Raw genomic sequence first — 26,890 nt, 5'->3', positions numbered from 1 at the left:
CCCACGTTTTCGACCGCCCTCCTCTAGAGCGATCTCGTTGTCCGCTGCTCCAACGAAGCAGCGATCTCCCTTAAGCCTCGGCGCCGACAATCATCGCGACAACGTCCTGCTTGTTTGCTTCCGTTGGCTTCAATTCGCCCACCTTGCGACCCTGCCGCAGCACAACCGCTCGATCGGCGATTTCGACCACATGCTCCATGTTGTGCGTGATGATGATCACGGCATTGCCGTCGGCTTTGAGCTGATTGATAAGGTCGAGCACCTGACGAGACTCGCGAAGACCGAGGGCGGCCGTTGGTTCGTCAAGGATCACCAGCTTGCGCGCAAAAACTATGGCGCGCGCCACCGCGATTGCCTGTCGTTGTCCGCCAGACATCAGCGCGACCGGCGCATCGAATCTCGGCAGTTTAACCTTCAGGCGATCGATGACACTCGCTGCTTCCCGCCTCATCACGCCCGTGTTGAGGAAGCGGAGCGGACGCGGCAACCAAGAGGGAAAAGCGATTTCCCGTCCGCAATAGAAATTCTGTACGGGGGTTAGGTTGTCGAAAAGCGCCAAATCCTGGTAAACGGTTTCAATACCGGCGCGGCGAGCGGCCGCCGTTGAATGGAGCGATACGGGAGCACCATCCACGAGGATCTCTCCTTCGTCGAGACTATGAAGCCCGCTGATACATTTGACGAGCGTCGACTTGCCGGCGCCGTTGTCACCCAAGAGAGCGGTTACCTCACCCGAATAGGCATCAAAGCTCACATTTTTCAGGGCTTGGATTGCGCCGAAGCGTTTCTGGGCATTTCGAACCGAAAGTGCCGGTGTGGTGGATGTCGGGTTCATTGTCGGCTCGCCGACTGAAGGACGCGTGCGCGCGCTTCGAGATGGTTACGAAGCACGTCAGCCTCTACGGCGATGACGATAACGAGCCCAATCGCGATCATTTGAAAGAACACGTCGACGCCGAGAAGGTTAAGGGCGTTGCGGATGACGCCGATCAGCACGGCGCCGATCAGGGCGTGGCCGAGATGGCCTCGTCCGCCAAGGAAGCTGGCGCCACCGATAATCACCGCAGCAATCGTGTCGAGCTCCAAAAGATTGCCGTAGATTGGCGAGGCGGCAGAAGTCCGGCCCGCGAGCAGCATCGCGCCGACACCTGCACAAAAGCCGGAAATAATATAGGTCGAAAGCAGAACGCCCCTTACCGGTATACCCATGCTTCTGGCAGCATTCGGCGAGCCGCCGACTGCATAGATCCATCGGCCAAAGACCATCGACTTCGTCAGGATGAGAAAAAAAAGCCCGAACATGCCCACGACAAAAAAGGAATTGGGCACACCAAGCGTCGTACCGCCGCCGATCGCAGTCACAGCATCGGGCATTCCGCGCATAGTGGTGTGACCGGGCGCCAATGCAAGTGCCAGGCCGCGGCAGATACTCAAGCTTGCAAGTGTAATGATAAAGGGATGTGGCAGCCGCCCGTAGACAAAAACTACACCGTTGAGCGCACCGACGGCAGCACCGGCAAGTAGCATGGCCATAATGACCACGACCGAGGAATCGACCTGCTGGTAGATGAGTCCGCCGATGACTGTCGCCAGCGCAAGATTCGAGCCGACAGACAGATCAATGCCGCGCGTCAGGATAACGAGCTGCTGCCCCATTGCCACAACGGCAATCACTGCCGTCTGCGCCAAGATGTTCCCCAGGTTAACAGGCTTTAGAAAAGCCGGCGTGATCAAACTGACGACGGCGATGAGCAAAATCAAGATCAACAGCGGGCCAAGGCTCAATAGCTTCAGTCCCAATGTGATGCCAGATTGTCTCGGGTGGAAGGTTGCATCTTGCAAACCACCAGGCCGTGACGAATTCTGAGGCAGAATCCCGGAGTCTTCCAAATTCCCCTAGCCTCCTTTGTTTTTTATACATAAGAAACATATGATACACGTACGTCAACTTGTTTTTTATGGATATGTAACCATACTGAGAGTTGCATCATGAGAACCGATACGACCTTCAAGCGGGCATTTAATGATATGCTCGAGATCATTCAGACGCTCGATCTTGGGGAGGAACTGCCGTCCGAAAATGCACTGCGCGCCCAGCTTGGCGTGAGCAGAACAACGGTGCGCAAGGTACTGGCGGGAATGGCCGCACGTGGGATCATCATATCTGAAGGGCATCGGCGGATCATGCGTAAGCAGCCGCGGCAGAAAGAGCGCTATCCGAAGGAAGAGACCTTAGCAATTTCGGAACAGGTCGAGACGAGCTTCATGGAATGGATGCTGCGCGGTGATGCCTCTCCGGGCACTGAAATCAATGAGACGGAATTAGCTCGGAAATTCGGCGTCGCGACAACGATTGTCCGTGAGTTTCTCAATCGATTTCAAAAATATGGGCTGATTGAGAAGCGTCAGAATGCCGGCTGGGTTTTTAAAGGGTTCACAGCCAGTTTTGCGCTCGAACTGTTCGAGATCAGAGAGATGTTCGAAATGCGCTCCGCACGGCTGTTCGCCGCCCTGCCCGACGGGTCGCCCATCTGGAAACAGGTCCAGGTTATGCGGGCGGCACATTTGGAACTGCTCACAGATATAGACGCTCGATATCAGGATTTCTCGGAGCTGGACAGCCGATTTCACCGGCTGATTACGGCAGTCGCGCCAAACCGCTTTATCGAAAGCTTCCAAGACGTGATCGCCATGGTCTTCCACTATCATTACCAGTGGAACAAGCGCGATGAACGCGCGCGGAATGAGGTTGCCATCAAGGAACATCTCGCGTTGATCGAAGCCCTTGAAAGCCGCAACGTCGCTTCGATCGATCGCGCTTGTCGGCTGCATCTGACTTCCGCCCGCGAGACTTTGCTTCGCTCGATCATGCAATAGCCTTGCCTGATGAGATGCACGCGGCACTCATGGTCCAATGCGGAACAGGCACGATCCCCGGCCATACACTCGGCTGTGACATCGCCGGATCCGTCGTCCGCTCAACGTCATCGCGGCGTTGAGGGACGTGTCCTGGGCATGCTTCAAAACACTGTCGAAGGGTCGCTCTTGCGAGGCAATCAGCGAAGGTCTCTGACGGGCTTGCCTGAACGCGCCCGCTCCTCGCATTCCCTGGACGGCACGTCTGGGGGGCGTCGGAGAAGATGTTCCCATCACACCGCCGAGCATGTTCGTCCATTGCAAGGATTGGACTGACCCTTCATAGTTGCGCTTGATGTGAGGGTGGTAGTAATGCTTCGACAGACGTACGATCCGAAGGTGACGCGGGAACTCGCGGTGATGAGGATCGTGTTTCCATTGGTCGGATTAGTGATTTGCATATCCGCATTGCTGCTCGCCTCGGGTAATCCATAGTCTAATTTCGGTTCTCCAAGCGGTTTGTTTTGCGCCACTCTTCATACTCTCCGCGGGCATCGTCATGCAGCGGATAGTAGCGCTGCAACGACCCGCCCTCCATAAGCTTCACTCTCGAGAATTCCTCCCAATCGTGATGCTTTTGCGACTCTTCGATTACCTTCGAGGCCATTGCGAGAGGAAGCACCACCACCCCGTCGTCGTCGGCGACGATGATGTCGCCGGGGATTACCGTGACACCGCCGCAAGCAATCGGAACGTTGACGGCATTGGGATAGATGCTGGTCTGCACATGGTAGTTGGGAGTCCAGCCACGCAGCCATAGGGGGAGATCTAGCTTCTCGACGTTGGGCCGATCGCGCATGCACCCGTCGATTACGATGCCAGCGCCGCCTCTGCCTTTGAAATACGTCGACATCATATCGCCAAAGACGCCCGAGCTCATGTCGGCGCGCGCGTCGACCACGACCACATCGCCCTCCTGCGCGTGATAGAGCACGTGCCGGTGCAACTGCGTCTCCGGATCGGCATATTCTCCCTCGGTGAAGAGGTCCGGCCGCTGCGGCAAGAATTGAAGCGTGAGCGCCGGCCCGACGATCGACTTCCCGCGGTTCTGCGACACCGGACCGACCATGTGCGGATTGCGGAAGCCCATGTGGCCAAGTGTGCCGGCAACCGTCGCGGCGCCGATTTCCTTCAGTGCGTCAATCAGGTCTTTGGGCGGTCGCGTAATGTCGGGAGTATGGGTCATTTTAGACTCCGGTGGATGAAACTACCAGTTCGTAACAGAACCGTCGCGGCGCTTCAGGTGAGGCGCTTCCCAGAAACGAAAGCTCTCCGCCTTGATCGCCTCTTCGTTGACATCGACGCCAAGCCCCGGCAGATCGCTGACCGGGTAGTCGGTGCCGTCGAGCCGTGGTTGCACGGGGAAGAAGTCGGAATTATCGAAGCCCAGCTTTGTTTCGGGCACCCTGGTCTCGAGCCAAGCGAAATTCGGCACAGCGGCGGCGAGATGGATGGTCGCGGCCGTGCAGACTGGGCCGAGCGGATTGTGCGGCATCAGGTCCACATAGTGCGCCTCGCTCCAGCCAGCCACCTTCATCGCTTCGGTGAGCCCGCCAACATTGCAAACATCGAGCCGGTTGAACTGATGGATGCCACGCTCGATGTAGGGCAGGAATTGCCATTTGCTGGCAAATTCCTCACCGATGGCGAACGGGATGTCGGTCATCGTGCGCAGGGATTCGTAGGCCTCGGGTGTCTCGTCCCGTATCGGCTCCTCAAGGAAATCAAGCACGCCACGGCCGAGCTTGTTGCAGAAGCTCGCCGCCTCTGCCACCGAGAGCCGATGATGATAGTCGATGCCGAGGACGACGTCGTCGCCCAGCGCCTCGCGCGCCTTATTCAGCATCGTTGCGGTCGCGCCGATCGACTCGCGCGGCTCAAAGATGTCCTTGCTGTTTTGCCCGATGGGGAAGAAGCGGATCGCCTGCCATCCTTGTGCACGTAGTTCGCGGGCGCGTTCGATCGCTACTTCGCCCTCGGCCTCGTCGCCGGTCGAGGCGAAGGTGGGAATGCGGTCGCGCTGCTTGCCGCCCAAGAGTTCGTAGGCCGGCACCCCCAGCGCCTTGCCCTTGATGTCGTGAAGGGCAATGTCGAGGGCAGAAATCGCCGCCTGGAGAACGCGCCCGCCTTCGAAGTATTGGCTGCGATAGATTTCCTGCCAGATCCGACCAATCTGCATCGGGTCGCGGCCGATGAGAAACTCGCGATAGTGCTCGATCGCACCGGCCACGGCCTTCTCGCGACCGCTGAGGCCGCTCTCGCCCCAACCGAAGATGCCATCGTCGGTCTCAACCTTGACGAGCATCTGGTTGCGTGTTCCTACCCATACTGGATAGGGCTTGATCGCCGTGATCTTAAGCTTCGTAGTCATCCACACCCTCGTTCCAGACGCATCGGCTCTGTCTCAGTTGGCCTTGAGGGCCATTTCTGTTTCGCCGTCGAACAGATGCATCCGCTCCTGGTCGAATTCGAGCCAAATCTGTTCGTCGGGCGCGACGGCAATGGTCGGCGGCACGCTGACGTTGACGATGGCGCCAGACAGGAACGCCTGTACGAAGGTGACGTCTCCGGTCGGCTCCACCGTGTAGGCCTTGGCAGGAATGCTTCCTGGCACCGCACTCTTATGCAGTTTGATCGTCGAGTGACGTGCGCCCAGCACGACTTTCTTGGTGGTTGCCCTCGCGATCTTCCGGGCGTTGTGTGGCGAGAGCTCGAGGCTCCAGCCTTCCGCGCTGGTCAATACAGTATTGCCGCCTACCGTTGATGCCTCCAGCGGAACAAGGCTCATCGCCGGGCTGCCGACGAAGCTGGCGACGAACATGTTCACCGGATGGGCGAAGACCTGCGCCGGTGAATCGTATTGCTGCAGGTAGCCGCCGCTCATCACCGCCATCCTGTCGGCCATGGTCACGGCTTCGAGTTGGTCGTGCGTCACATAGATGATCGTTGCCTTGAGGTCCTGGTGGAAACGCTTGATCTCCGACCGCATCTGCACGCGCAGCTTCGCGTCGAGGTTGGACAGTGGTTCATCCATCAGGAATACCGCCGGATCTCGAACAAGGGCGCGGCCCAGGGCCACACGCTGCTGTTGCCCGCCCGAAAGTTCGCGCGGCTTGCGTTCGAGCAGCTGCGTCATGTCGAGCACTCGCGCTGCTTCCTTGACCTTCCTGTCGATCTCGTCCCTTGGCAGTTTGCGCATCTGCAGCGGGAACGCCAGATTCTTATAGACCGATTTTTGCGGATAGAGCGCGTAGTTCTGGAACACCATTGCGATGTCCCGGTCCTTGGGGTCGAGGTCGTTGACCACCCGGTCCCCGATGACGATGTCGCCCGATGTGATGGGGATCAGCCCCGCTACGAGATTGAGCGTGGTTGTTTTGCCGCAGCCTGAAGGGCCAACGAGCGCTACGAATTCGCCGTCATTAACCGTCAGCGAAACATCGTTGACAGCTTTGAAGCTGCCATAGGTTTTGACAAGATCTTTGAGGACCACGTGGGCCACCGGCAACTCCCTAGTGCTTAACTGCGCCTTCTGTAAGGGCGCGTACGAAGTATCGTTGCAGGACGAGGAACAGGACCACGACGGGAACGCTCATCATGAAGCTGGCCGCCATCAGGCCCGGAAAGTCTGTCGTATTTTCAGAGAAGAAGCGCTGTATGCCGACCGGCAGCGTCAACTGCTCGTTCTTGGAGAGGAAGGTGTAGGCATAAATGTACTCGTTCCACGCGCCGATAAAGGAATAGATCGCCGTGGCGATGATTCCCGGCGCCGAGAGCGGCATTACGATCAGGACAAAGGCCTGGAATCGCGTCGCTCCGTCGATGCGCGCCGCCTGCTCGAGCTGCACCGGAATGTTGTCGTAGAAGCCCTTGAGGAGCCAGATTGCCAGCGGCAGGCCGAATGTCAGGTAGGTGAGAATGAGCGATCCATGCGTGTTCACCAACCCGATCGCGCGCATCAGGATGAAGAGCGGCACGAGAAAGATCACCGCCGGGAACATGTTGCGAAGCAAAACGGCGAAGAACAGAAAGTTCCGGCCCGGGAAGGTGAAGCGCGAGAACGCGTAGGCCGCAGGAACCGCCACGATCACCGAAAGGATGGTCGTGGCCATGGAGACGAAAAGGCTGTTCCAGAAGAAGCGCAGGAAGTCCTGGCCGACGCTGTTTTGTGGATCGAGCAGCTTCTGGTAGCTTGCGAGCGTGGGCTGGTCCGGCCACCATTGCGGCGGGAACTGCATCGCAGCGAAGCCTGACTTGATCGATGTGATTAGCATCCAGATCATCGGCAATGCGGTGTAAAGCAGCATGAAGAGCAGGAAGATGCGTCCGCCCCACCGCCATCCGTCGATGCGCACACGGCGACGCGCCTGACCTTTATGAGCAGTCTCTGCAATCGTGCTCATTCGCTTGCGTCCTTCCGCTCGTTACCGCTTAGCGCCCGGACGTAGAAGTAGCCAAACGACATCAGGATCAGGAACAGCAGCACCGAGTAGGCCGATGCCACTCCCCAGCGTTGGCGGCCAAAGGCGAGTTCATAAATGTGGGTGATCCAGATATGAGAAGCGTTCGACGGCCCGCCGCCGGTCATGATCCAGGGGATGATGAACGAATTGAAGTTGGCAACTGCCAGCAAAAGGATCGTCACCGTCGAGACATTCCTGACATGTGGAAAGGTGACGTGCCAGAACCGCTGCCACGCATTCGCACCGTCGACCTTTGCGGCGCGCAGCAACTGGTCGGGGACCGTCTGCAACCCCGCCATCATCATGATCATGGCAAACGGGAATTCTCGCCAGATATTGACGACGATCAGCGAGGGAAGCACCGTACTCACGCTGTCGATGAAGTTCGGCGGGCGGTCGGCCAATCCCAGGCCGACCAGGACCGCGCCGATGATCCCGAAGTCCGAATGGTAGATCCATTTCCAGATATAGGATGCGGCAACCGCGCTGATGACCCATGGAATGATCAGGATCGCGCGCAGGATGGCGCGGCCGGCAAAGTCACGATGGAGCGCCAGCGCGCAGGCGAATCCGAGGACAAACGAGACGAGCGTCGATCCAATCGTCCAGATAACAGTGTTCGAGGTGACGGTCCAGAACACCGGACTTTTGAGGATGGCCGTGTAGTTGTCGATCCCGACGAAAGTCTTGTCCCGAAGCTGCAGGCCAGGCGGCGTATTAAAGAACGACAGCTCGATCGTGTAGTAGATAGGGTAGGCTATGACGATCAGCATCACGGCGATCGCAGGAAGTACATACGCATAGTCGGCGCGATGCTCCCAGGTCTTTCGCAGCACACTCGACCTGACACGCAGTCTTCGGGGAGCTTCGGCCTTTCCAGTCAAGATCGTCACTGTGCTGAGCCCTCATCCATGGGAACGAAACCGGCTGCAACCGATGCGCAGCCGGTCAGATCGTCGGACTTGAACTAGAGCCCGCCGTCCATGAGCTCTTTGACCTTCTTGGCAGCGTCGTCGGCTGCCTGGTCGACGGTCATGGCCCCAGTCAGGGCGTTCTGCAGCATGTCCGGGATTATGATGTTCATGATCTCGGGCGACTGTGGCAATGCCGGGAACGGGATGCCGTATGGCAGCATCGATGTCGTGACGTCAAGGAACTTGATGCTTTCGAGGCGTTCCTTCATCCATTTGGTCTTGAAGCCGTTGAGGTTTCCAGGGTTCGAGCCTGCATAGGCCATCTTCAACGACCATTCCGGGCTCGTCCACATGCAGACCATGGCCTTCGCAGCCGGCTCGTCTACCTTGCCGCCCTCCACATATTCCGGCTTCAGGATATGTATGTTCGAGCCACCAAACACCACGGCGCGCTTGCCGTCGGGGCCAGTCGGAATCAGGCCGTAGCGCATATTGTCGATGACCGTCTGCGCCTTCTGCTTGTCGGTGTCGGTTGCCTTCTTCTGCAGGTCAAGCATGACGTCGTAATCCGAAGGATGGGAGATCATCATGCCGAGCTGGCCAGCCAGGAAGAGGGGCTGGTTGTCGGCCTGCTGGTTGGTGAGCGCCGAAACCGGAACCGACTTGTCGCGTACATACATGTCGTAGGAGACCTGCAATGCCGCCTTGCTTTGCGGGCTATCGAGTGCGACCGTCTTATAGGTCGGATCGGCGGTAGCCTCGTCGAAGACACCGCCGCCATAGGCCCAAAGCTGCGGCATGAAGCGGTAGGGCGTGTTGCCTGCATTCTTGCGAGCCACGAGGCCATAACCGGCAATGCCGAGCTTGTCGTGGATCTGCTTGGAATACTTGACGATATCATCCCAGGTCGCCGGAGCCTTGTCGGGATCAAGGCCGGCACGCTTGAAGATATCGGCGTTCCAGATGAACGCCATCGTCTCGTTGTTGGTTGGAATGCCGTAGGTCACACCGTCCCAGGTGACGGCTTTCATCGCGCCTGGCCAGAAGTCCTCGCTCGAATACCCCACATCCTCCGGCTTCAGAGGCTGCAGGTAGCCCTTTGACGCAAACTCGGTGCCACCCAGGATTTGCAGGCGGACCGCCATCGGCGCGGCATTGCCAAGGAGCGCGGTCCGGAACTTGTCCAAGAGGTCGTTATAGGTGAGGGCTTGTTCCTCGAGCTGGATGTTTGGATAGGTCTTGCGGAACGCCGCGAAGAAATCCTTATAATACTGGCGCAGCAGATCGGGGTCGCCCTCGAACACGCCCTGATACCAGAAAGTCAGCCGGCCTTTGTAGTCAAGCGGGGTGACCTTGCCGCAATCAGCCGCGGTGTCAAACTCCTGCGTACCGGCAATGGAGCGGACATATTGCGGCGACCACTGGCTCAGGTCGACCGGCGCGGCGAGCGCAGACGCAGACATCAATGATACCGTCAAAGCAGTGGAGACAGTGCCGCGCAGGACGGCACCTCCGAGTGAAATCCTCGTCATAGGTATCCTCCAGGTTTCTCTCCCATGCCGCTCTGCATCAAGGCGACCGGCCGTTGCTCGACGGCTCAGGACCTCCCAGTCAATGTATTCCTTCGAGCAGATCATACGTTTTCAGATCGTCGAACATCTGTCAATGAGGGAAATCGTACATTGTTTGCGCAAGATTTGCGTGATATGCGAGGAAGAGGTGTATTAATTGGAGATTATTTTGACCGATCCGAGCGACTTCAGGGCGAATCCACCCGAGGGCATCGACGCTGACGGGGCATCCAGCCAGGGCGCCTCGCTCTACCAACTGATCCGGGAAGATATCATCGAGGGGCGGCTCGCTGCCAACGAGCGGCTGGTGGTCACCGATCTCGCCCGGCGTCACGGCACCTCGACCAACCCAGTGCGTGAGGCTCTGCAGCTGTTGCGCGGGGAGGGCTTCGTCACCTTTCTTCCAAACCGTGGAGCGCGCGTCCGGCCGATAGATCAGGATTTTGTTCGCGATATCTACGAGATTGGAGTCTTGATCGAGCCGGCACTGACAAGGTGGTTCGTAAGCATGGCCACCGTCGAGGACATAGCTGAACTCGAGCGCATTCAAGGCCTGATCGAAGAGAACAACTTCGCGGATACCTTCAGGCACAGCGAGCTCGACACTGCCTTTCACACTGTGATGTACCAGAAGCACTACAACCGCCACGCAGCCGAGCTTTGGTGGAAGCATCGCGAAGTGCTGCGCGCCGTGAGCCGACGTTTTGACTTCACGCTTGCCCGCCGTGCCGCAATCCTGAGCGAACATCGCGAGCTCATCGCGCATGTGAAAGCGGGAAATGCGAACGAGGCGGCCGAACTCATCGCTCGCCATGTCGAGGGCTCCGGCCGCCACATCCTCGAACATATGCGTGCGCGCAACGCCGCGCGCGCAGGATAAGACCCGCCTGGAACCTTGTTATCCCGAACACTTCAGCAAAGGCAGTTGAGATGAAAATCACCAGCGTTCGCCCCTGGCTCATCAGGTCTGATGCTTCTTACTGGGGCGAATATCTCTTTGTCGAAGTGACGACCGACGAGGGGGTGAGCGGATGGGGAGAGATCACCACGACGACAAGGCTCGCCAATCGCGCCCTCTGCACGATCCTGCGGCAGATTGGTGCCGCTCTGGAAGGCGAGGACCCGGCGCGTATCGAATATCTCTGGCACAAGATATTCCGCAGCTTCACCTACATGGGCAGCCGCGGCGCTGCAGTCGAATGCGTCAGTGCTATCGACATAGCCCTTTGGGATATCCGAGGCAAAGTCCTGGGCAAGCCAATATACGAGCTGTTGGGCGGAGCGGTGCGGGACGAAATCGCGCTCTACACCCACCCCAATCAGGCCAAGTTTACCAGCAAGGAGGCTGTGGTCAGGGAAATCCGAGACATCGTCGAGTCCGGCCACACTGCGCTCAAGTTCGATCCTTTCCCCCTCCAGGGCCGCACCGCCGATGGACAGCCTCGCGAACAGCGGGACGGCTATCTCGATGGCAGCATGACCCGCAAGGATGAGCGCGAAGCCGCCGAACTTACGGAGCTGATCCGAGAGACGGCGGGCCCTGATGTCGACATCCTCATCGATGCGCATGGCCGGTTCGACGTTCCCACCGCCATTCGCCTTTGCCGAAGCCTCGAGGAAGCGGGTCAGATCGACTGGTTCGAGGAGCCCTGTCCACCGGAGAGCCTCAATGCTCTGAGGCAGGTCCGCGAGAAGGTCAGTGCCGCGATCTCGTGGGGCGAGCGCGGCCATACGAAATGGGATTTCGTCGCGGTGCTCGAAAACAGGCTAGCCGATTACATCATGCCAGATGTCACCTGGACCGGCGGCATCACCGAACTCAAGAAGATCTCTGCCCTGTGCGAGGCTTACTACATCCCTGTCTCCCCGCATGATGCCGCAGGGCCGATCAACGTGGTTGCGGGAGCGCAGGTGATGATGACCGTTCCCAACTTTTACAAGCTTGAAACGTCGGAATGGAACTTGGACAAATATGACGCGCTCATCGATAGACCCCTAGACGTCTCGAACGGCAGCCTCAAGCTTGCGTCAAAGCCTGGCCTCGGCATCGAAATGAACCGCGACTACCTTCAAAACCACGAGATAGAACTGGACTAGACAACGTTTTACGCCGCGCCTGCACGTGGCGAGGAGTCCCGCTTTTTTGAACGAGGATCAAATGATGCTAAAGGCAGATGCAGCCGACGAGGCGCTCAATCGGATAAACACGCGTTCCAGGCCGTCTGACCTTCGTATCACCGACATGCGGGTCGCCGAAATCGACGGCGCGCCGTTCACCTCGGCGCTACTCAAGATCTACACCAATCAGGGCATCGTTGGGCTTGGTGAGGTGCGCGACGGTGCGAGCGCCACCTATGCGCTGATGCTGAAGAGCCGGTTGCTTGGCGAGAACCCATGCGACATCGATCGGCTGTTTCGTCGGATCAAACAGTTTGGCGGACACGGCCGCCAAGGCGGCGGCGTCTCCGCGGTTGAAATCGCGTTGTGGGATCTTGCCGGCAAGGCCTATGGCGTCCCCATCTACCAGATGCTCGGTGGCCGCTTCCGCGAGAAAGTGCGCGTCTACTGCGATACGGACGCCACCGTGCCGAGCGGCTTCGAGACCGGCAGGCGCCTCAAGCAGCGCATCGAGCTCGGTTTCACCTTCCTGAAGATGGATCTCGGACTGATGCAGATCGCGGACGTCCCCGGCGCGGTCGTGTTTCCTGCCGGTTCACTCGAAGGATACCACAACCATCCCTATCGCGGACCGCTGAAGACGATTGAAGAGCGGCGTGCCCGCAATGCTGCGTATGATCTGCATAACGTCCAGCACCCGTTTACCGGCCTTCACTTCACCGACAAGGGCCTCGACCTGCTTGAGCAGTACATCGCCGAGGTTCGTGAAGTCATCGGCATGGATGTGCCCCTGGCGATCGACCATATCGGCCATATCTCTATGCAGAACGGCATTCGCCTGGCGAGGCGAATTGAAAAATACGTGCCTGCCTGGCTCGAGGATGTGATCCCATGGCAGTATACGCAGCAGTACCGGCAACTGCAGGACGCGACGACTGTGCCAATCTGCACTGGCGAGGACATCTACCTCAAGGAGGGCTTCGAGCCCCTGCTTGACAGCGGCGGCGTCTCCGTCATCCATCCGGACCTGCTCACCAGCGGCGGCATCCTCGAGACCAAGAAGATCGGCGACATGGCGCAAGACCGCGGTGTCGCGATGGCGATCCATATGGCGGAAAGTCCGATCGCCGCAATGGCGGCGGCGCACGTTGCGACGGCGACCGAGAATTTCATGGCGCTTGAATACCATTCGGCCGATGTTGACTGGTGGGACGATATCGTCACGGGCCTTCCCAAGCCGCTCGTAAAGGACGGCTTCATCACTGTTTCGGACAAGCCGGGACTTGGGATCGACGACGTCGTCGACGAGGTGATCTCGATGCATCTACAGCCGGGCGTGGCTGGCATCTGGCAGCCCACGGATCGCTGGGACGATGAGTATTCGTGGGACCGCACCTGGAGCTGAGGCAAGAAGGAACGAAGATGAAGATCACCGATCTCCGCTGTGCCGTTATCGGCAGGCACCCGATTGTCCGCATCGTCACGGACGAGGGCCTCTATGGCCTGGGCGAAGTCGAATTCACCAAGTCCTACCTCAAGCCCTGGGTACTTCATTTCCGCGAGGCGCTGATCGGCGAAGATCCGACCGATGTCGAAAGAGTGATGCTGAAGATCCGCCAGCGCGGCTCTTTCAAGCCATACGGTGCCGCAGTGAGCGCTATTGAGCATGCGTTGTGGGATATTGCCGGCAAGGCCGCGGGCGTGCCCGCCTACAAACTGCTCGGTGGCAAGGTACGGGACAAGGTGCGCGTCTATAACGGCTCGGTCCGCCAGAAACGCGCAGGTGACCGGCCGGAGGATTACGCCGCCGACGTCAAATGGATGATGGAGCAGCCGCAGAACTTCTTCATGATCAAGCAGGGGATCTCCTTTCACTCCAACATGAAGGATACCGTCGAGGGCTTCCACTACGGCGTGACGCAGAAGAAGGCCGGCTATCACGGCGCCATGGATCAGGGCGTGATCAGCGAGCGCGGTTTCAATCACATGCTCGACTGCGTGATCGCGATGAAGGAAGTGCTGGGCGACAAAGTCAGCCTGGCGCTTGACTGCGGTCCGGGCTGGATGCTGCCCGATGCGATCAAGTTCGCTCGCGCGGTAGAGAAGTACAATTTGATGTGGCTCGAGGACATGCTGACTGGCGACTACGTGCCGTGGGTCAATCCGCAGGCCTATCGGGAACTGACCATCTCCACCTCGACGCCAATCCACACTGGCGAGCAGATCTACCTGCGGCACAATTTCAAGGAACTGATCGAGACGCAGGCGGTGCGCGTCATCGGCCCCGATCCAGCTGATGTTGGCGGTATCGCCGAACTCAAATGGGTCGCCGAGCACGCCTACTTGCACTCGATCCTAATGGCACCGCACGGGACCGCCAACGGCCTGCTAGGCCTCGGCGCGTTGATCAATGTCTGCGCCACCTTGCCTGCAAATTACATCGCGTTCGAATATCCGAGCGCCACCGACCCCTGGTGGGAGGACCTGGTCATCGGCTTGCCGTCGCAGATTGTGAAGGACAGTATGGTGGACATACTGGAAGCGCCGGGGCTAGGCCTCGATATCGACGCCGAAGCGGCCAGGAGATATCTCAGGGAAGAGGATGCGGGCTTCTTCGACTGAACCCATTGAGACGTTCAGATCTTCGGCACTCGGACCAATCTAGCCGATCCCGCAGCATGCCGTGGATTTCCCGCATCACCTCGTGACGGCAGCGCGCCCAGCTGAAGTGCGCCGAGAGTGTTCCGGACCTGCGCCTCGCTCTTGAAGCCCGCAGAGCGTCCCTCACTCGCGGTATTCGTTGCCGTCCAGCGAGATGGGCCGCTGTTCCGCGTCTCGCCTGACGATCCGCGCGATTCCGCGATGCGCGAGTCCTTCGCGCTGGGCGCCGAGCCTATGTCAATGCGGGTGCTTTTCCCGCCAAATAGCGCGTCGGTTCGTGCCTATTCCAGTGCGGGGTGGCGTCGGTGCCAGTCCGTCGCTGTCTGGAACGCGTGGCCGGCACGCAAACGGCCTCTCCCAATTTCGGTGCGACAATCTGCATGCTGAGTGGCATCCCGGAATCGGGCCCATAGTCGCTCGCCCGTGCCGGATAGGTCGCCTCATGGGCAGGGCGGTCTCGATGGAGCACATCATTATCCAGGAGGCCGCCAGTTCTTCATATTCCGGGAAATCGATCTCGAGGGAAGCAAAGATCTCGATCGCCTCGCTCATCGCGTAAGCGACCTCGCCGTGGATCCCCGAGAGCGCGTAGCGCCGATCGATGCCGATACCCAGATCGCGGATACTCTTGCCGATCTCGGCCATATAGTCTGGAACGGGCGCGTCGATGCTTGTTGGGTCGCTGGCATCCCAGCCTGCCACGGCTTGCAATATTGCCGCGCAGTCTTCCGCAGAGCGCGTCATTGGACCGACGTGATCAAGCGAATCTGCGAGCGCAAACACGGGCCGGCTTACCCGGCCCCAGGTCGGCTTGAGTCCGGTCAGGCCACAGGTAGCCGACGGAAAGCGTATGGCCAATGGCCCCCTGTGTCGCTGCCAAGCGACCCGTAGCAAAGCCCCGCGGCTGTTGCGACACCCGAACCGGTCGAGGACGATCCAACCCAATGGTCCCCGCTCCAGGGGTTCGCGGATGCCGGAATGTCTGGATGGTGGCTGGTATATGCCCCCTCAGTCATCGTTAATTTGCCCAGGATTACCGCACCGGCAGTTTCGAGCCTATCGACGACCGTCGCGTTATGGCGGCAGGAACCCGGCATGAACCTTCGTTCCAGCGGCCGTTGGAGCATAGGTCCTATAGCAAAGGTCTTTGACCGCAACGGGAACACCGTGAAGGAGCCCCTTCCAGATGCCTCTCGAAATCTCCTCGTCCGCGACCGCTGCGCGCTCCAGAGCGCGTTCGCGGCAGACCTCTACGTAACTGCGAAGTGCCGGGTCTATTCGATCGATCCTCTCGAGCGTCGCTTGCGTCGCAGCAAGGGATGTGACCGCGCCCGTTCGAATGAGGTTGGAAATCTGGTCAAGGGTCATGAAATGCAGTTCAGGAGCGAGCATTGATCCTATCCATTGTTTTCCGCAAAGAAGCTCTCCCGGTGCTTAAACGGGATCGCACGACGAATGCGCAATCGTAAGGAATATGACGCAGGCGCGCTTGCGCGATGCGGACAACAATGTTGCATCTGTTGGCCATGATGGGCCGGCGAAGGCAACCTTTCCCGTTTTGCGCTGCGCGAGCATGCCACCAACGCGGCCGGCGCAGACGCGGCGGATTGGCTTCATGGGACGATGCCAGGCTATCCCGGCCTGCGGTCGCCTGACATCATGATCGATCGGAGCATTCCGGGCTGATGCTTGTTCACCCCATTGGTCAATGCAAATGCCATGTGGTGCTGCGTTGGAATGCAGCCGCAGCCGTAAAAAGCTCAGGTTCGCCAAGGCGGCGCCCGTAAAGCTGCATGGCGATCGGCAACCCCTTTGTGTCCATGCCTGCAGGCAGCGTGATCGTTGCGCTTGCTCTCGCCGTTCAAGCGTTCGATGGGTTTGTGCTATGGAGCCGGTACAGTGCTGCCTATGAAAGGTCATGTAACCCCGCACGTGCTGTTCGGCGCTGTCCATCAGGGGGCGAGTTTCGGCACTTTCGGCCCGGTCTCGTCGGCGACACTTCCCAGAATGCCGCGCTAGAAGCTAGCGGCCTCACAGATCTACGTGGGAATGACGCGGTCGGCATTCGAGTGTCGTGGTTTCAACCACATATACGCCCTATAAATCTTGACAATTTTTATCATGTTATTTAGCGATTTTGTGCTGATGGTCACGGCTCACGGGATCAGGCGTCGACTGATTAGGGGATTTTTACATGAAGTTTATGTTGGGCTGCACAGTCGTTATGAGCGCTGTGGCAAACGGTGCCGCATACGCACAGAGTGCCACGCAATTGGCACCAATAGAGATTACCGCGACGAAAGAAGCCACGTCCACGATCGGAACCCTGCCGGAAGAATATGCAGGCGGCCAGGTCGCGAAGGGTGCCCGATTGGGCCTCCTGGGAAACCGGGATTTCATGGAGACTCCCTTTAATGTGACGGGGTATACGTCCCAGACGATCGAAGACCAGGGTGCCCAGACCGTGGGCGAGGTGATGGACAACGATCCGTCTGTGAGAAACACCCACTCCGCCGGCGGGTTGCTGGACTCCTTCTACATCCGCGGCTTTCCGGTCGGCGAAGGCAACGCCGGCGAAATCGCATTTGATGGCGTATACGGCATCGCCCCCACCTACCGGGTCTTCACCGACTATGCGGAGCGGGTGGAGGTGCTAAAGGGTCCGACCGCCTTCCTTTACGGTATCTCTCCCAACAGCGCCGTCGGCGGCACCATCAATATCGTTCCGAAGCGAGCGCTCGATGAGGATTTGACGCGGCTGACGACAGATTACGCTTCCGACTTTCAGGGCGGTGTGCATGTCGACATGTCGCGGCGGTTCGGCGACGAGCGGCAATTCGGCATTCGATTGAACGGCAGCGTCCACGGTGGGGACGCGCCGATTGATGATCAGACAAGGGACTTTTACGTTGGGGCCCTGGCTCTTGATTATCAAGGGGACAATCTTCGAGCCACGCTCGACATAATCGGACAGCGCGAAACTTTTGACGCCCCACAGCGTCCCTTCTTTCAAACCACCGGTTTGATCGTGCCGAGCGCACCCGACGGATCGCTCAATGTTCAGGAGCCGTGGGAATGGTCGAAAAGCGCGGACCGCTCGGTCTTGGGCAGGGTCGAATATGATCTGACCGACGATATGACCTGGTTTGGCGCCGTGGGTGGCGGCAATTCTCACGTGCATCGCCTTTTTGGCCTGCCCACGATCCTGAACTCGGCGGGCGACGTCAGCATCACGCCACAGAATGCCGTGTTCGACGTCGACAGACTTACAGCAGAAACGGGTATCCGCACCAAGTTCGACACCGGGCCGATCTCCCACACGATGACGCTGCAGGCGAGCTATCTCCACCAGAGCCTCGATCGTGCGATCGTTTCAGGCACTGCCCAGCTCAGCAATATCTACGACCCTGTCCGTCGTATCGAACAGTTCGTCGCCGATCCGAGTTCAGTGCCGAAGGTCTCGGAGGCCAGGCTTTCCGGCGTCGGCCTGTCGGACACTTTGTCGATGCTCGACGAGCGCGTGCAGCTCATTCTTGGTGGCCGCTTCCAGCAAATCGACTCGAAGAACTTCAATACAGCAACGGGTGCGGTTTCGTCGTCTTCGGATGAGGACGCCCTTACGCCGCTTGTTGGCCTCGTCGTCCGCCCCTGGGAGGAGGTTTCCTTCTATGCCAATTACGCGCAGGGTCTGAGCATCGGCGATACTGCTCCCACGACAGCCATCAATGCGGGCGAAACGCTCGCTCCATACAAGACGACACAATACGAGATCGGTACCAAAATCGACCTCGGACAGATTGCCATGACCGTCAGCGCATTCCAGATCGAGAAGCCCTTCGGCCAGTTGGAGCCAAGCGGCAGCGGCCAGCTCTTTACCGCTGGCGGGGAACAGCGCAACCGCGGCATTGAGTTCAACCTGTTTGGCGAGGTCACGGACGATCTGCGCCTGCTTGGCGGCTTGGTGCTGATGGATGGCGAACTGACGAATACGTCGAGCGCTGCGATCCACGGCAAACGCCCGATCGGCGTACCAAAAATCCAGGCGAACATCGGGGCGGAATGGGACGCCTCTTTCCTCGAAGGCCTGACGCTGACGGCCAAAGTCATTCATACCGGCGAGCAATACATCAATACGACGAACACGTTGAAGATCCCTTCCTGGACGCGGTTTGACCTCGGCGCGCGCTACAAGACGGAGATCGAAACTAGGCCCGTCACCTTCCGGGCCTCCGTCGAAAACGTCTTCGATAAGGATTACTGGTCTGGGGTCGCAAGCTTCAGCACCATCGCCCAGGGTGCGCCGCGGACCTTCAAAGTATCGATGACCACAGACTTCTGAAGTTGTTGACACCGTTGGTTAAGGCAGGCTTCAAACGGCATCATCGACGATCAGGTGAAGCTCGCCTTGAGAACATGTCTCGAGACGGCTTTTCACACGAAAAGCCGTCTCGAGGTTTTCTGGCGTCAGCAATTCGGTGACCGGGCCGAAAGCGTGCAGCGTTCCATTCGCAAGAGTAGCGATCTTGTCGGCAAACTTCATCGCAAGGTTCAGGTCATGCACCGCGATGACGACGAGCAGTCCCTTTTCCTTTGCCAGCGACCTGACATGCCTCATCACGTCGAACTGACGATGGAGATCAAGGGCACTCGTCGGCTCATCGAGAAGCAGCACTGTCGGAGTGCGGACAACGCATTGCGCAAGCGCGACGAGCTGGCGCTGACCGCCACTCAACTCCGAAACATATCGGAGGCAAGATTTGCGATTTGCAAGGCCGCCAATGCTCGGACCTCATGGAGATGTGCATCAGCCAGCTTCCAGCCACTGGTCTGCTTGCGCGCCAAAAGCACGGCTTCGAAGACGGTCAAAGCAGCTGCGCTCACCTGATCCTGCGGCATGTAGGCGATCGCCGTTTCGCAATCGTCAACGCCCGCCAGCCGACATTCTCCCGCACCGCGAAGGATGCCGGCTATGCGATGCAGAAGCGTTGACTTGCCGGCCGCGTTGGCTCCGATAAGCGCGATGATTTTTGCTCCGTGGCATGGAGGCAATGATACCTCACTGAGGACAGATCGCGCGCCGTACCGCCCCTAGCGAATTTGTGCTGAGTACTACCATGTTTCCCGCCCTCCCTTCAGGATAAGATAAAAGAAGCGGCAGGCCTGTGACGGCGGTGATGACGCCGATCGGTAAAACCGCGCCTGGCACGAGAACTTTCGCCACCGTGGAACTGGATGACATGATCAGAGCTCCGATCATGGCACTGGCAGGAAGCAAGCGCCGCTGATCCTCACCCACAAGCATTCTTGCGATGTGTGGCGCCACAAGTCCGACAAAGCCGATCGTTCCGAGGAATGCGGCCGGAATGGACGACAGGAGCGATATGAGCACGAGCGTTTCCAGGCGAAGGCGACGAACACCGGCAACCGGAATGAAGGACAGGCCGAACGCTAGAGCCAAAGCCGCGCCGAAGCTTGCTGCCGACGAAATCCCAAGAGTAAAAGGGCTCGCGAGCGGATTGTTGAGCACCGTCTGCATCTGAACGCCGGCGGTCGCCAATGCCATTTCGACGGCAACAGCCATAAGGGCTGACGGCATACGGATGGACCAGATCACGACGCGCATCTGGGCTTGCGCATCCGCAGGCATCAACACGGTCTTCAACACATCGTCCAGCCCGTACCAGGCTGGGCCGGTGGCAATATCGGCGAGAAACACAAGGACTGCCGCTGCAAGCAGCAGACAAAGCACAAGATGTTTTCTGAGATTTGCCAGTCGCTAGCGGTCGACCGCATTAGCGTGGCCCATGGCTGTCTGGGTCTCGGTCATTGCTCTTGGGCATCCAAGCTGACGGCGTAGCCGGGCTGATAGGCGATCGGCAGAAAGCGCTTGTGATATTCAGCAAACGTCTTGTCCGGGTCGAGATCGGTGAAGAGATCGGGATGGAGCCACTTTGCGATCCATTGGACTGCGATAAATTCATAGGGGCTGTTGTAAAACTGGTGCCAGATGGAGTGGAAATTGCGCTTCGTCTGCGCCGTTGTTCCGGCATAGGCATCCCGCATCGTATACCACTCGAGCTTCTTCCGCGAAGCATCCAGGTCTGCATTCGGGCCGACCGGAATCCAGCGGCCGCCAGGCACATAGGCCTGCCAATCGGCGCTGGTGACAATGACATGATCGGGATTGGAGACGACCACCTGTTCGGGACTAAGCTGTCCGAATGTCGAAGGCAGAAAATCCCTGCCAATATTGTGTCCGCCGGCCAGATCGACATATTTGCCGAAATTCTCAGCGCCGAATGAAAGGCAGCAGTCCTCCGTGTATCCGCCGATGCGCTCGATGAAAACCTTCGGGCGGTCCGGCTTTGTCTTTGCAACCACGTCCTCGACCCGAGCGATCGCCTGTTTGCGGAATGCGATGACGTCTTCGGCTCGCTGCTCGCGCCCCATGATCTTGCCGAGCAGGCGGATGGTGGGGTCCGTGTTCTGAAGCGGAGAGTGCCTGAAATCGATATAGAGGACTGGTATGTCAAGGGATGCGAGTTTCTCGATATACTGGGCGTCTTCATTGGCCTGTTTGGCTTCGAGGTTGAGGAGAACTACGTCGGGTTTCTTTACGATCGCGGATTCGATATCGATCAGACTTCCTTCATTTCCCTTGAAGGTCGGCAATTTCGCAAGCGCGGGGAATTTGTCGAGATATTGCTTGTAGGTCGCGGGATCGGCTTCGATCAGATCGTTGCGCCATGCGACGATGCGTTGCAGCGGATCTTCTCTGTCGAGCGATGCGACCAGATAGAGTTGCCTGCCTTCTCCGAGCAGCATCCGGGAGACGGGCACCTTAACTTGCACATCCCGCCCGGCAATATCCTTGACGGTAACAGTCGTTTGCGCAATCGCATCATTTTCGGCGCGAGCAGAAAGAGCAGCAAATGGCGCCAACAACAGGATTATCGCAAACGCGTAGAGACGAAGGCATGTCACAAGGAATCTCCAATAGGTAGGCGCGAGCGTGCAAGGAACCACAGGCCGACGGCAGTAAAGAGGGATGCCGCATAAAGCAGCGACGCGAGAGGGAAAACGCTTGTAAGTCCGAATATCTGGGTAGTGCCCGCGCCGGTGGCTATCCCTGCCACAGATCCAATCTGCTGCCAGGACTGGGCAGTGCCGAGCACCGAACCCTGACGACCATCAGCCGTGGCTGCGGACATGAGGGCCACGAGGATGGGTGTCGTACCGCCCAATAGACCGCCCCAGAACAGATAAATCAGAGAGAAATATTCGACGGAACGGGTCAGGCCGGCAAGAATGGTAAGCAAGGCGCATCCACCGGCAATTAGGATCATCCAACCAAGGATGTAACTTGCCGGACGGTCGTTGAAAAATTGCGCCCAGAGCGGAGCCGCCACGACAAAGCCGAGCGCCAGAAGGCCATAGCTGAAGCCAGTGACCCAATGAGGAGCTCGAAAGACCTCTGCCATGTACAGCGCGAATGGCACCTGCAAGACCATTCGGCTGGCAAGCATCATTCCCGTCAGTGCCAATAGGCCCCAGACAGGTGCGGTAGCTTTCCCCTTGAATGCTTGATTTTGGCGAACCTGCCCCCCACCGTCTCCGCTCGTTTCTGCCGCAGGCCGAGGCAAGATCGCCCAGGCAGCGGCGGCGCACACAGCACAGATGAAACCGGCCGTCAGGTTGATCGTCGCAAAGGACGAGGCGTCCAAGATGAGTCCGCCGAGAAATGCTCCACCAAGCGAACCGACATTGGTCGCCACCTGAAGCCAGGTCAGAAGCACCCCTCGGTTACGGCCGCCTGTAATCTGGATGCCATAGGCCTGGGCCGGGGCGATATAGCCAGCGCAACATCCCTGCAGAAACCGCAGGAGCAGGATCATCCAGACATCCTGAGCGAAGGAAACGAGGATCTGGATGAGCGCAAGGCCGGCAAGCGCTCTGACCATCATCAGGCGGTTGCCGTAGCGGTCACCCATCCGTCCCCACAGCGCGCTTGTAAGAGACACCCCAACCATCGGGCACACATAGACCCCGATTCCGGCCAACGCGAATATGCCGCCAGAGGAGGACAATTCCTCGATGCGCAATGGCCAGAATGGGCCGCTCATCTCCATGGCCCCCATGGAGATGAACTGCAGGCCAAAGAGAATAGCGAAGACCGGCCCGAAGCCTCGGACAACCGCAATAGTCCCCGTCATGGCGTCTCAGTCAGCGGGTTTGGCAGTTCATGCTCCAGACGATAATTGCGATATCGCTCAAGATGCATACGCAAGACAGAACGGGTCGGCCAGGGGCGATCGAGAAACGCCTTTCGCTCTTCCAGCCAAAGTTCGTCGGACAGAACGCGGGGTCGTACCCGATCAAACGCTTCTTCAGTCTTCTGCCTCAGGATCGACCATGCCTCGCTGAGGCCGAAGTGTTCGTTCAGGCAAAGCGCCACTTCGTGAAGGTGGCAAACGAAGCACGCATCGATAACGAACGACCGAACAAGAGCGATGTCGTCATTGAAGGTGGTCGGCAAGATCCCCGCGCGGCTGAATGGCTTTAGCGAATATCCTCGCGCCTCGAACAGGGGGGCGAAGCTCCGGCCATCACCGAAGTCGCGAATGAGCAACCGCTGCGGGCGTCCTGACGGATCCAAGAGTACGGTACTGTTCTGCTGGTGAGCTTCGAAGGCGATGCCATATAAAAGATACATGGCGATCGTTGGCCTAAGAACGACCTCGACATAATTGCGAAAAAACTCTGCGGCCGCTGGCCGATCATCGCCCAAGCGTGCGACCAGTTCGCAGATCAGCGGTCGGCCGTCGACGGGACTTGCGGCCAACAAGGCGGCCACCGTGACGGGCATCAACCCGTCTTTGCGCGAGATGGCGTCCACTTCGCGATAGACGACCGAGAGGAAACGGCCGGGATGTTCATCGCCTGTGTCGGGATGATGGAGGATCGCACCCAACTCTTCGCGGAAGAACTCCAGTTCGCTGCCAAGGGCTTGATCTGCAGCGAGAATATCGGAGATCAGGGTGCTGAGCCTCGGCCCCATGTGAATGGACTTCGCCTGCAAGGTCCGCATTTCGCTCGTCATCCAGATGGCGACCGGCAATTTGATAAACGGCCTTGCTTCTTCGAGGTCCGGCAGCATCGTGCGAAAGGACATGGAGGGGATTGTGGCAATCTCCGGTCCATCGACCAGAAGCACGCCGGAAGCGATCTCGTCGGCAAATTCCCGGTGGACAAAGTGATCCAGATGCCAGGAATGAATCGGCAAGGGCAGCCAGTCGGCAGGTGTTTGCCCCCTTTCCGTCAAAGCCTTGACCCAGGCGTCCCAGAGCTCGGGGTAATTGTCGTGGAACCAGCCGTTGTAGCTGTCCACATGGGGCATCGCCTCCACATAGGCCCAATCCTGCCGCAGAGCAGCTATGCGTAGATTGACGCGCGCGCCGAATTCCGGCGACAAGGCCTCGACCTCCTGCGCCGTGAGGCCTGGCTTCGACTTCCAGGTCGGGTAAAAAGGATGTCCTTCCAAGGCCCCCCACTGGTCCAGCATCATGGCTGCCTGGTGTACAGGGCGGGTATGCCGAAGATGGGCAATGAGGCCCGTGTTGCCGCCAGCCGCTAATTCCCGGTTCAGCGACGCAGTCCATTCCCGGCGGTGACGACGGATCAGCGCGTCGTTCTGCATGCTGTTTTCGATATCGGCGAGCAGACGCGAAATCCCATCCGAGGCGGGTTCGACCGACCAGTCCGATGAACTCTCGGCGACCAGATCGGCTGGCGCTTCCAGCCTTCGCCGCCTGCCCCTGTCATCGATGATTTCGATCGCGCCGCTATTCAACATCGTATTGGCTGGCAAACGGCGCAGGTCTGCGAAATGGAGTACCTTTCTGGCAGACCACAAGGGAAGCCATGCCTGGGTCCCATCTGCTGACCAAAGCAAGGCGTCGGGATTGAGAATACGTTCGGCGAGGAGGCATCGCACAAGGCGCGCTAGGGCGTTGTGCGATGCCTGTTGGTGAAGCAGCGGGTCGAGCCCATCTCTTCCCCCTGCGTAGGAATTGACGATATTTTCATTCATCCGATTGCCTCAGCCCATTTCATCGGAACAAAATTCAGAGGAGGTTGGGGCAGATTGCCGTGGTAGGCCCGCGCCCAATGATAAGTCGTTTCGATAGTGGGCACCGGCACATCCAGCCGCTTGGCCATTTGAAGAAGCAGGGCCTGACCGAAAGCGATGTCTTCATGAAAGGCACGGCTTTCCCGGTCGATCACCAGACCCGGTCCATCCGGATTGGCAACGAGGGGCGCACGGATTCCGGCATAGGCGCTGTTGGTTCTCAACAGGGAATACATCGTGCTGTCATCGCCGATTTGGTCGCCATAAGCCTCGATCAACTCTTGCTTGAGCGGCTTTACGCTTGCAAGATTGACCTTGAGCCGCCTTTCGGCGGCGTGCTTGAGCACCTGATTTTCGGCGTCACACGCCTCCAGCATTTCCGCGCCGGTGCGCGGGCAATCGCTCCACCAGCAGATTGGCTCATCAAAGGGGCGTTCCTCCCATGGGGCACCGGGGCCGACAAGCCCGTAGAGCACAGCCGGATGCATCAAAGCATTGCCTGGGGTCAGCGTGATCTCGAGATAGTCTTCGAGGATGCTGATCGGCGCTTCGTACAGCGGGCCGAGCAAATCCGACAACTCTTCTTTCGCAGCTTTAGCCTCGCGACGATGAAGCGCCGCATAGAGTTGAGCCTTCGCGCCACCCATGCGCACTTGGCTGCCCGCAATAAGATTATAAGCGGTATGGGGCACGTCCTTCATCCCCCAGATCATGACATTCTCGCGACCGCCTAAGGCAGCCTCGGCAAGCCAGTCAAACCCGCAAAACCCCGGAATGGCTCCCACGGAGACCCGTTTATCGTCCGGCAGATGGGGGGCTACCTGCCGCAACAGCGCTGGACGCGCGTGGGCGGGTTGCGTCACAACGACCAGATCCGTACCGGCAAGCGCGGTGCTGGGATCGATGCCGACATGATCAATCCGTCCCGCCAGAACGCTGCCATCGGACAAAGTCGCCCGCCAGATCTGCTCTCCATTCGACCATTTCCCAGCAAGCTGTGCCGATGATGTCAGAACGGACACTTCCACACCGTCGCGCTGTTTGAACAGGACAGCATTTAGATGGCCGGTTCGTCCGGCCCCGCATATTGTAACCTTCATGCTGCGCGTGCCTGTCCGAAAAGCCAGGCATCGAGCTGGACGGCAATGGACGGGTCGAACAGGTCGCGCTTTGCCATCCAGTCATCGTCGAACACCGAACCGAGATATTTCTCCCCTCCGTCGGCTACGGTCGTCACGACGGTACCCTGCAACTTACCGGAAGCGATGAATTCGAGAGCCTTGTAGATCGCCCCGCCTGTCGATCCGCCAACGAGCAGCGCCTTGTGACGGGCAATATAACGCGCCGTTTCGAAAGCCTGCGCATCGGTAACCTGTACGCCCTCGTCAATGCAGCTATAGTCGAGGACCTTGCCGACGTCGTCGCCGGCCGGCGTGCCGGTTCCAGACTGGTAATAGGGATGTCCCGGTTGTCCGAACACGATGGAGCCCGCAGGCTCCACGGCGATCGTGCGGATCGTGGGAAAGCGCTTCTTGAGCCGCTGCGAGATGCCGGTCATCGAGCCCCCCGTACCCACGCATCCCACGAATGCATCGATGCCGTCGGGAAGTTGCTCCATCAGTTCATCAACATAACCGGCATATCCCTCGGGATTGGCCGGATTGTCGGACTGGTTCATGAACATGGCGCCTGGCAGCTGCGTGCCGAGTTGCGCTGCCAGTCTCTGCCTGGCGACCACGGCGACTTCATCCTCCCTGAAATCCCCTTCGACGTAGCGGATATCGGCGCCGATCGCTCGCATCATGCGGATTTTGTCCGGCGCAGCATGATGATCCACGACGGCAATGAAATTCAATCCGAACTCGACCGCCGCCAGCGCCAGGCCGATACCGGTGTTTCCCGAAGACGATTCGACGATCGTGCCTCCCGGAGCAAGCCGGCCATCCTGCAAGGCCGCCACGACCATGCTGCGCGCCATGCGATCCTTCATCGAACCGCCGGGATTGTTCTTTTCTATCTTCAACACCAGTCTGGAAGTTCGGCTCGGGATCTCGATCGACATGACCGGGGTGCGCCCAATCAATTGGGTCACAGTCGTAGGAAGCATGGTGTTCTCTC

24 protein-coding genes and 1 pseudogene are annotated in these 26,890 nt (G+C 58.8%); 6 read left to right on the top strand and 19 right to left on the bottom strand.

Annotation, left to right across the window (positions count from 1 at the left end; all coding sequences use genetic code 11):
* Nucleotides 1-70: 70 nt before the first annotated feature.
* The gene (locus tag AM571_RS25570) at nucleotides 71-835 is read right to left on the bottom strand and encodes an ATP-binding cassette domain-containing protein (RefSeq protein WP_074063856.1); all 765 of its coding nucleotides are present in this window, start codon (nucleotides 833-835) and stop codon (nucleotides 71-73) included.
* Nucleotides 832-1,890 carry an ABC transporter permease gene (locus AM571_RS25565; RefSeq protein ID WP_196776378.1) on the bottom strand — a complete coding sequence of 353 codons (1,059 nt, stop codon included), beginning with the start codon at nucleotides 1,888-1,890 and terminating at the stop codon, nucleotides 832-834. Before AM571_RS25565 ends, AM571_RS25570 begins: the two co-directional genes overlap by 4 nt.
* A 99-nt stretch (nucleotides 1,891-1,989) precedes the next feature.
* Between AM571_RS25565 and AM571_RS25560 the strand changes: the two genes are divergently transcribed.
* A complete protein-coding gene (locus AM571_RS25560; protein WP_074063854.1) occupies nucleotides 1,990-2,877 on the top strand; it encodes a GntR family transcriptional regulator in 888 nt (295 codons plus the stop codon).
* Nucleotides 2,878-3,352: 475 nt separating this feature from the next.
* Here AM571_RS25560 and AM571_RS25555 read toward each other — a convergent pair whose 3' ends face one another.
* The 6 genes from AM571_RS25555 to AM571_RS25530 form a co-directional block, all read right to left on the bottom strand.
* Nucleotides 3,353-4,102, bottom strand: coding sequence for a ribonuclease activity regulator RraA (locus AM571_RS25555; RefSeq protein ID WP_074063853.1), 750 nt, complete (start codon nucleotides 4,100-4,102; stop codon nucleotides 3,353-3,355).
* Between the two features lie 21 nt (nucleotides 4,103-4,123).
* Nucleotides 4,124-5,287 (bottom strand): mandelate racemase/muconate lactonizing enzyme family protein, encoded by a 1,164-nt coding sequence (locus AM571_RS25550; protein ID WP_074063852.1) that lies wholly within the window; start codon nucleotides 5,285-5,287, stop codon nucleotides 4,124-4,126.
* A gap of 33 nt (nucleotides 5,288-5,320) precedes the next feature.
* Complete coding sequence (locus AM571_RS25545; RefSeq protein ID WP_074063851.1) at nucleotides 5,321-6,418, bottom strand: ABC transporter ATP-binding protein; 1,098 nt, start codon at nucleotides 6,416-6,418, stop codon at nucleotides 5,321-5,323.
* Between the two features lie 10 nt (nucleotides 6,419-6,428).
* Nucleotides 6,429-7,319: a carbohydrate ABC transporter permease gene (locus AM571_RS25540; RefSeq protein WP_074063850.1), complete on the bottom strand. Its 891-nt coding sequence runs from the start codon at nucleotides 7,317-7,319 to the stop codon at nucleotides 6,429-6,431.
* A complete protein-coding gene (locus AM571_RS25535; protein ID WP_074063849.1) occupies nucleotides 7,316-8,272 on the bottom strand; it encodes a carbohydrate ABC transporter permease in 957 nt (318 codons plus the stop codon). The genes AM571_RS25540 and AM571_RS25535 overlap by 4 nt, the downstream gene beginning before the upstream one ends.
* Before the next feature lie 74 nt (nucleotides 8,273-8,346).
* The gene (locus AM571_RS25530) at nucleotides 8,347-9,825 is read right to left on the bottom strand and encodes an ABC transporter substrate-binding protein (RefSeq protein ID WP_074063848.1); all 1,479 of its coding nucleotides are present in this window, start codon (nucleotides 9,823-9,825) and stop codon (nucleotides 8,347-8,349) included.
* A gap of 208 nt (nucleotides 9,826-10,033) precedes the next feature.
* Here AM571_RS25530 and AM571_RS25525 point away from each other — a divergent pair, with 208 nt between their 5' ends.
* From AM571_RS25525 to AM571_RS25510, 4 genes are all read left to right on the top strand, one after another.
* A complete protein-coding gene (locus AM571_RS25525; RefSeq protein ID WP_074065569.1) occupies nucleotides 10,034-10,744 on the top strand; it encodes a GntR family transcriptional regulator in 711 nt (236 codons plus the stop codon).
* A 50-nt stretch (nucleotides 10,745-10,794) separates the two neighbouring features.
* Complete coding sequence (locus tag AM571_RS25520) at nucleotides 10,795-11,961, top strand: mandelate racemase/muconate lactonizing enzyme family protein (RefSeq protein ID WP_074063847.1); 1,167 nt, start codon at nucleotides 10,795-10,797, stop codon at nucleotides 11,959-11,961.
* Nucleotides 11,962-12,025: 64 nt separating this feature from the next.
* Nucleotides 12,026-13,387 (top strand): mandelate racemase/muconate lactonizing enzyme family protein, encoded by a 1,362-nt coding sequence (locus AM571_RS25515; RefSeq protein ID WP_074065568.1) that lies wholly within the window; start codon nucleotides 12,026-12,028, stop codon nucleotides 13,385-13,387.
* 17 nt (nucleotides 13,388-13,404) lie between these two features.
* Nucleotides 13,405-14,604, top strand: coding sequence for a mandelate racemase/muconate lactonizing enzyme family protein (locus tag AM571_RS25510; protein WP_074063846.1), 1,200 nt, complete (start codon nucleotides 13,405-13,407; stop codon nucleotides 14,602-14,604).
* A gap of 276 nt (nucleotides 14,605-14,880) precedes the next feature.
* Here the strand turns inward: AM571_RS25510 and AM571_RS37990 are convergent, their stop codons facing one another.
* From AM571_RS37990 to AM571_RS37980, 3 genes are read right to left on the bottom strand one after another with little or no spacing between them, the layout of a single operon-like run.
* On the bottom strand, nucleotides 14,881-15,501 hold the full coding sequence (locus AM571_RS37990) for an amidase family protein (RefSeq protein WP_250638072.1): 621 nt from the start codon (nucleotides 15,499-15,501) through the stop codon (nucleotides 14,881-14,883).
* Nucleotides 15,465-15,659: an amidase family protein gene (locus AM571_RS37985; RefSeq protein WP_250638071.1), complete on the bottom strand. Its 195-nt coding sequence runs from the start codon at nucleotides 15,657-15,659 to the stop codon at nucleotides 15,465-15,467. The genes AM571_RS37990 and AM571_RS37985 overlap by 37 nt, the downstream gene beginning before the upstream one ends.
* 58 nt (nucleotides 15,660-15,717) lie before the next feature.
* Complete coding sequence (locus AM571_RS37980) at nucleotides 15,718-16,035, bottom strand: amidase family protein (RefSeq protein ID WP_250638070.1); 318 nt, start codon at nucleotides 16,033-16,035, stop codon at nucleotides 15,718-15,720.
* An 802-nt stretch (nucleotides 16,036-16,837) separates the two neighbouring features.
* On the opposite strand from AM571_RS37980, the gene AM571_RS25495 reads away from it, so the two are divergent.
* Complete coding sequence (locus AM571_RS25495; RefSeq protein WP_074063844.1) at nucleotides 16,838-18,982, top strand: TonB-dependent receptor; 2,145 nt, start codon at nucleotides 16,838-16,840, stop codon at nucleotides 18,980-18,982.
* A 30-nt stretch (nucleotides 18,983-19,012) separates the two neighbouring features.
* Here the strand turns inward: AM571_RS25495 and AM571_RS37975 are convergent, their stop codons facing one another.
* From AM571_RS37975 to AM571_RS25460, 8 genes and pseudogenes are all read right to left on the bottom strand, one after another.
* Complete coding sequence (locus AM571_RS37975; protein ID WP_250638069.1) at nucleotides 19,013-19,375, bottom strand: ABC transporter ATP-binding protein; 363 nt, start codon at nucleotides 19,373-19,375, stop codon at nucleotides 19,013-19,015.
* A complete protein-coding gene (locus AM571_RS37970) occupies nucleotides 19,372-19,692 on the bottom strand; it encodes an ABC transporter ATP-binding protein (protein WP_250638068.1) in 321 nt (106 codons plus the stop codon). Before AM571_RS37970 ends, AM571_RS37975 begins: the two co-directional genes overlap by 4 nt.
* 60 nt (nucleotides 19,693-19,752) lie before the next feature.
* Nucleotides 19,753-20,416, bottom strand: a pseudogene (locus AM571_RS25485) (FecCD family ABC transporter permease).
* A 50-nt stretch (nucleotides 20,417-20,466) separates the two neighbouring features.
* Complete coding sequence (locus AM571_RS25480) at nucleotides 20,467-21,627, bottom strand: ABC transporter substrate-binding protein (RefSeq protein ID WP_074063843.1); 1,161 nt, start codon at nucleotides 21,625-21,627, stop codon at nucleotides 20,467-20,469.
* Nucleotides 21,624-22,856, bottom strand: coding sequence for an MFS transporter (locus tag AM571_RS25475; protein WP_074063842.1), 1,233 nt, complete (start codon nucleotides 22,854-22,856; stop codon nucleotides 21,624-21,626). The genes AM571_RS25480 and AM571_RS25475 overlap by 4 nt, the downstream gene beginning before the upstream one ends.
* Entirely contained in the window at nucleotides 22,853-24,733 is a 1,881-nt protein-coding gene (locus AM571_RS25470; protein WP_074063841.1) for an IucA/IucC family protein, read from the bottom strand. The genes AM571_RS25475 and AM571_RS25470 overlap by 4 nt, the downstream gene beginning before the upstream one ends.
* Nucleotides 24,730-25,872: an NAD/NADP octopine/nopaline dehydrogenase family protein gene (locus tag AM571_RS25465; RefSeq protein WP_074063840.1), complete on the bottom strand. Its 1,143-nt coding sequence runs from the start codon at nucleotides 25,870-25,872 to the stop codon at nucleotides 24,730-24,732. Before AM571_RS25465 ends, AM571_RS25470 begins: the two co-directional genes overlap by 4 nt.
* On the bottom strand, nucleotides 25,869-26,879 hold the full coding sequence (locus tag AM571_RS25460) for a cysteine synthase family protein (RefSeq protein ID WP_074063839.1): 1,011 nt from the start codon (nucleotides 26,877-26,879) through the stop codon (nucleotides 25,869-25,871). The genes AM571_RS25465 and AM571_RS25460 overlap by 4 nt, the downstream gene beginning before the upstream one ends.
* Nucleotides 26,880-26,890: the final 11 nt, after the last annotated feature.

The organism is Rhizobium etli 8C-3 (assembly GCF_001908375.1).
GTDB classification, from domain to species: Bacteria; Pseudomonadota; Alphaproteobacteria; order Rhizobiales; family Rhizobiaceae; genus Rhizobium; species Rhizobium etli_B.
This window is presented reverse-complemented; position numbering and strand designations above follow the sequence as displayed.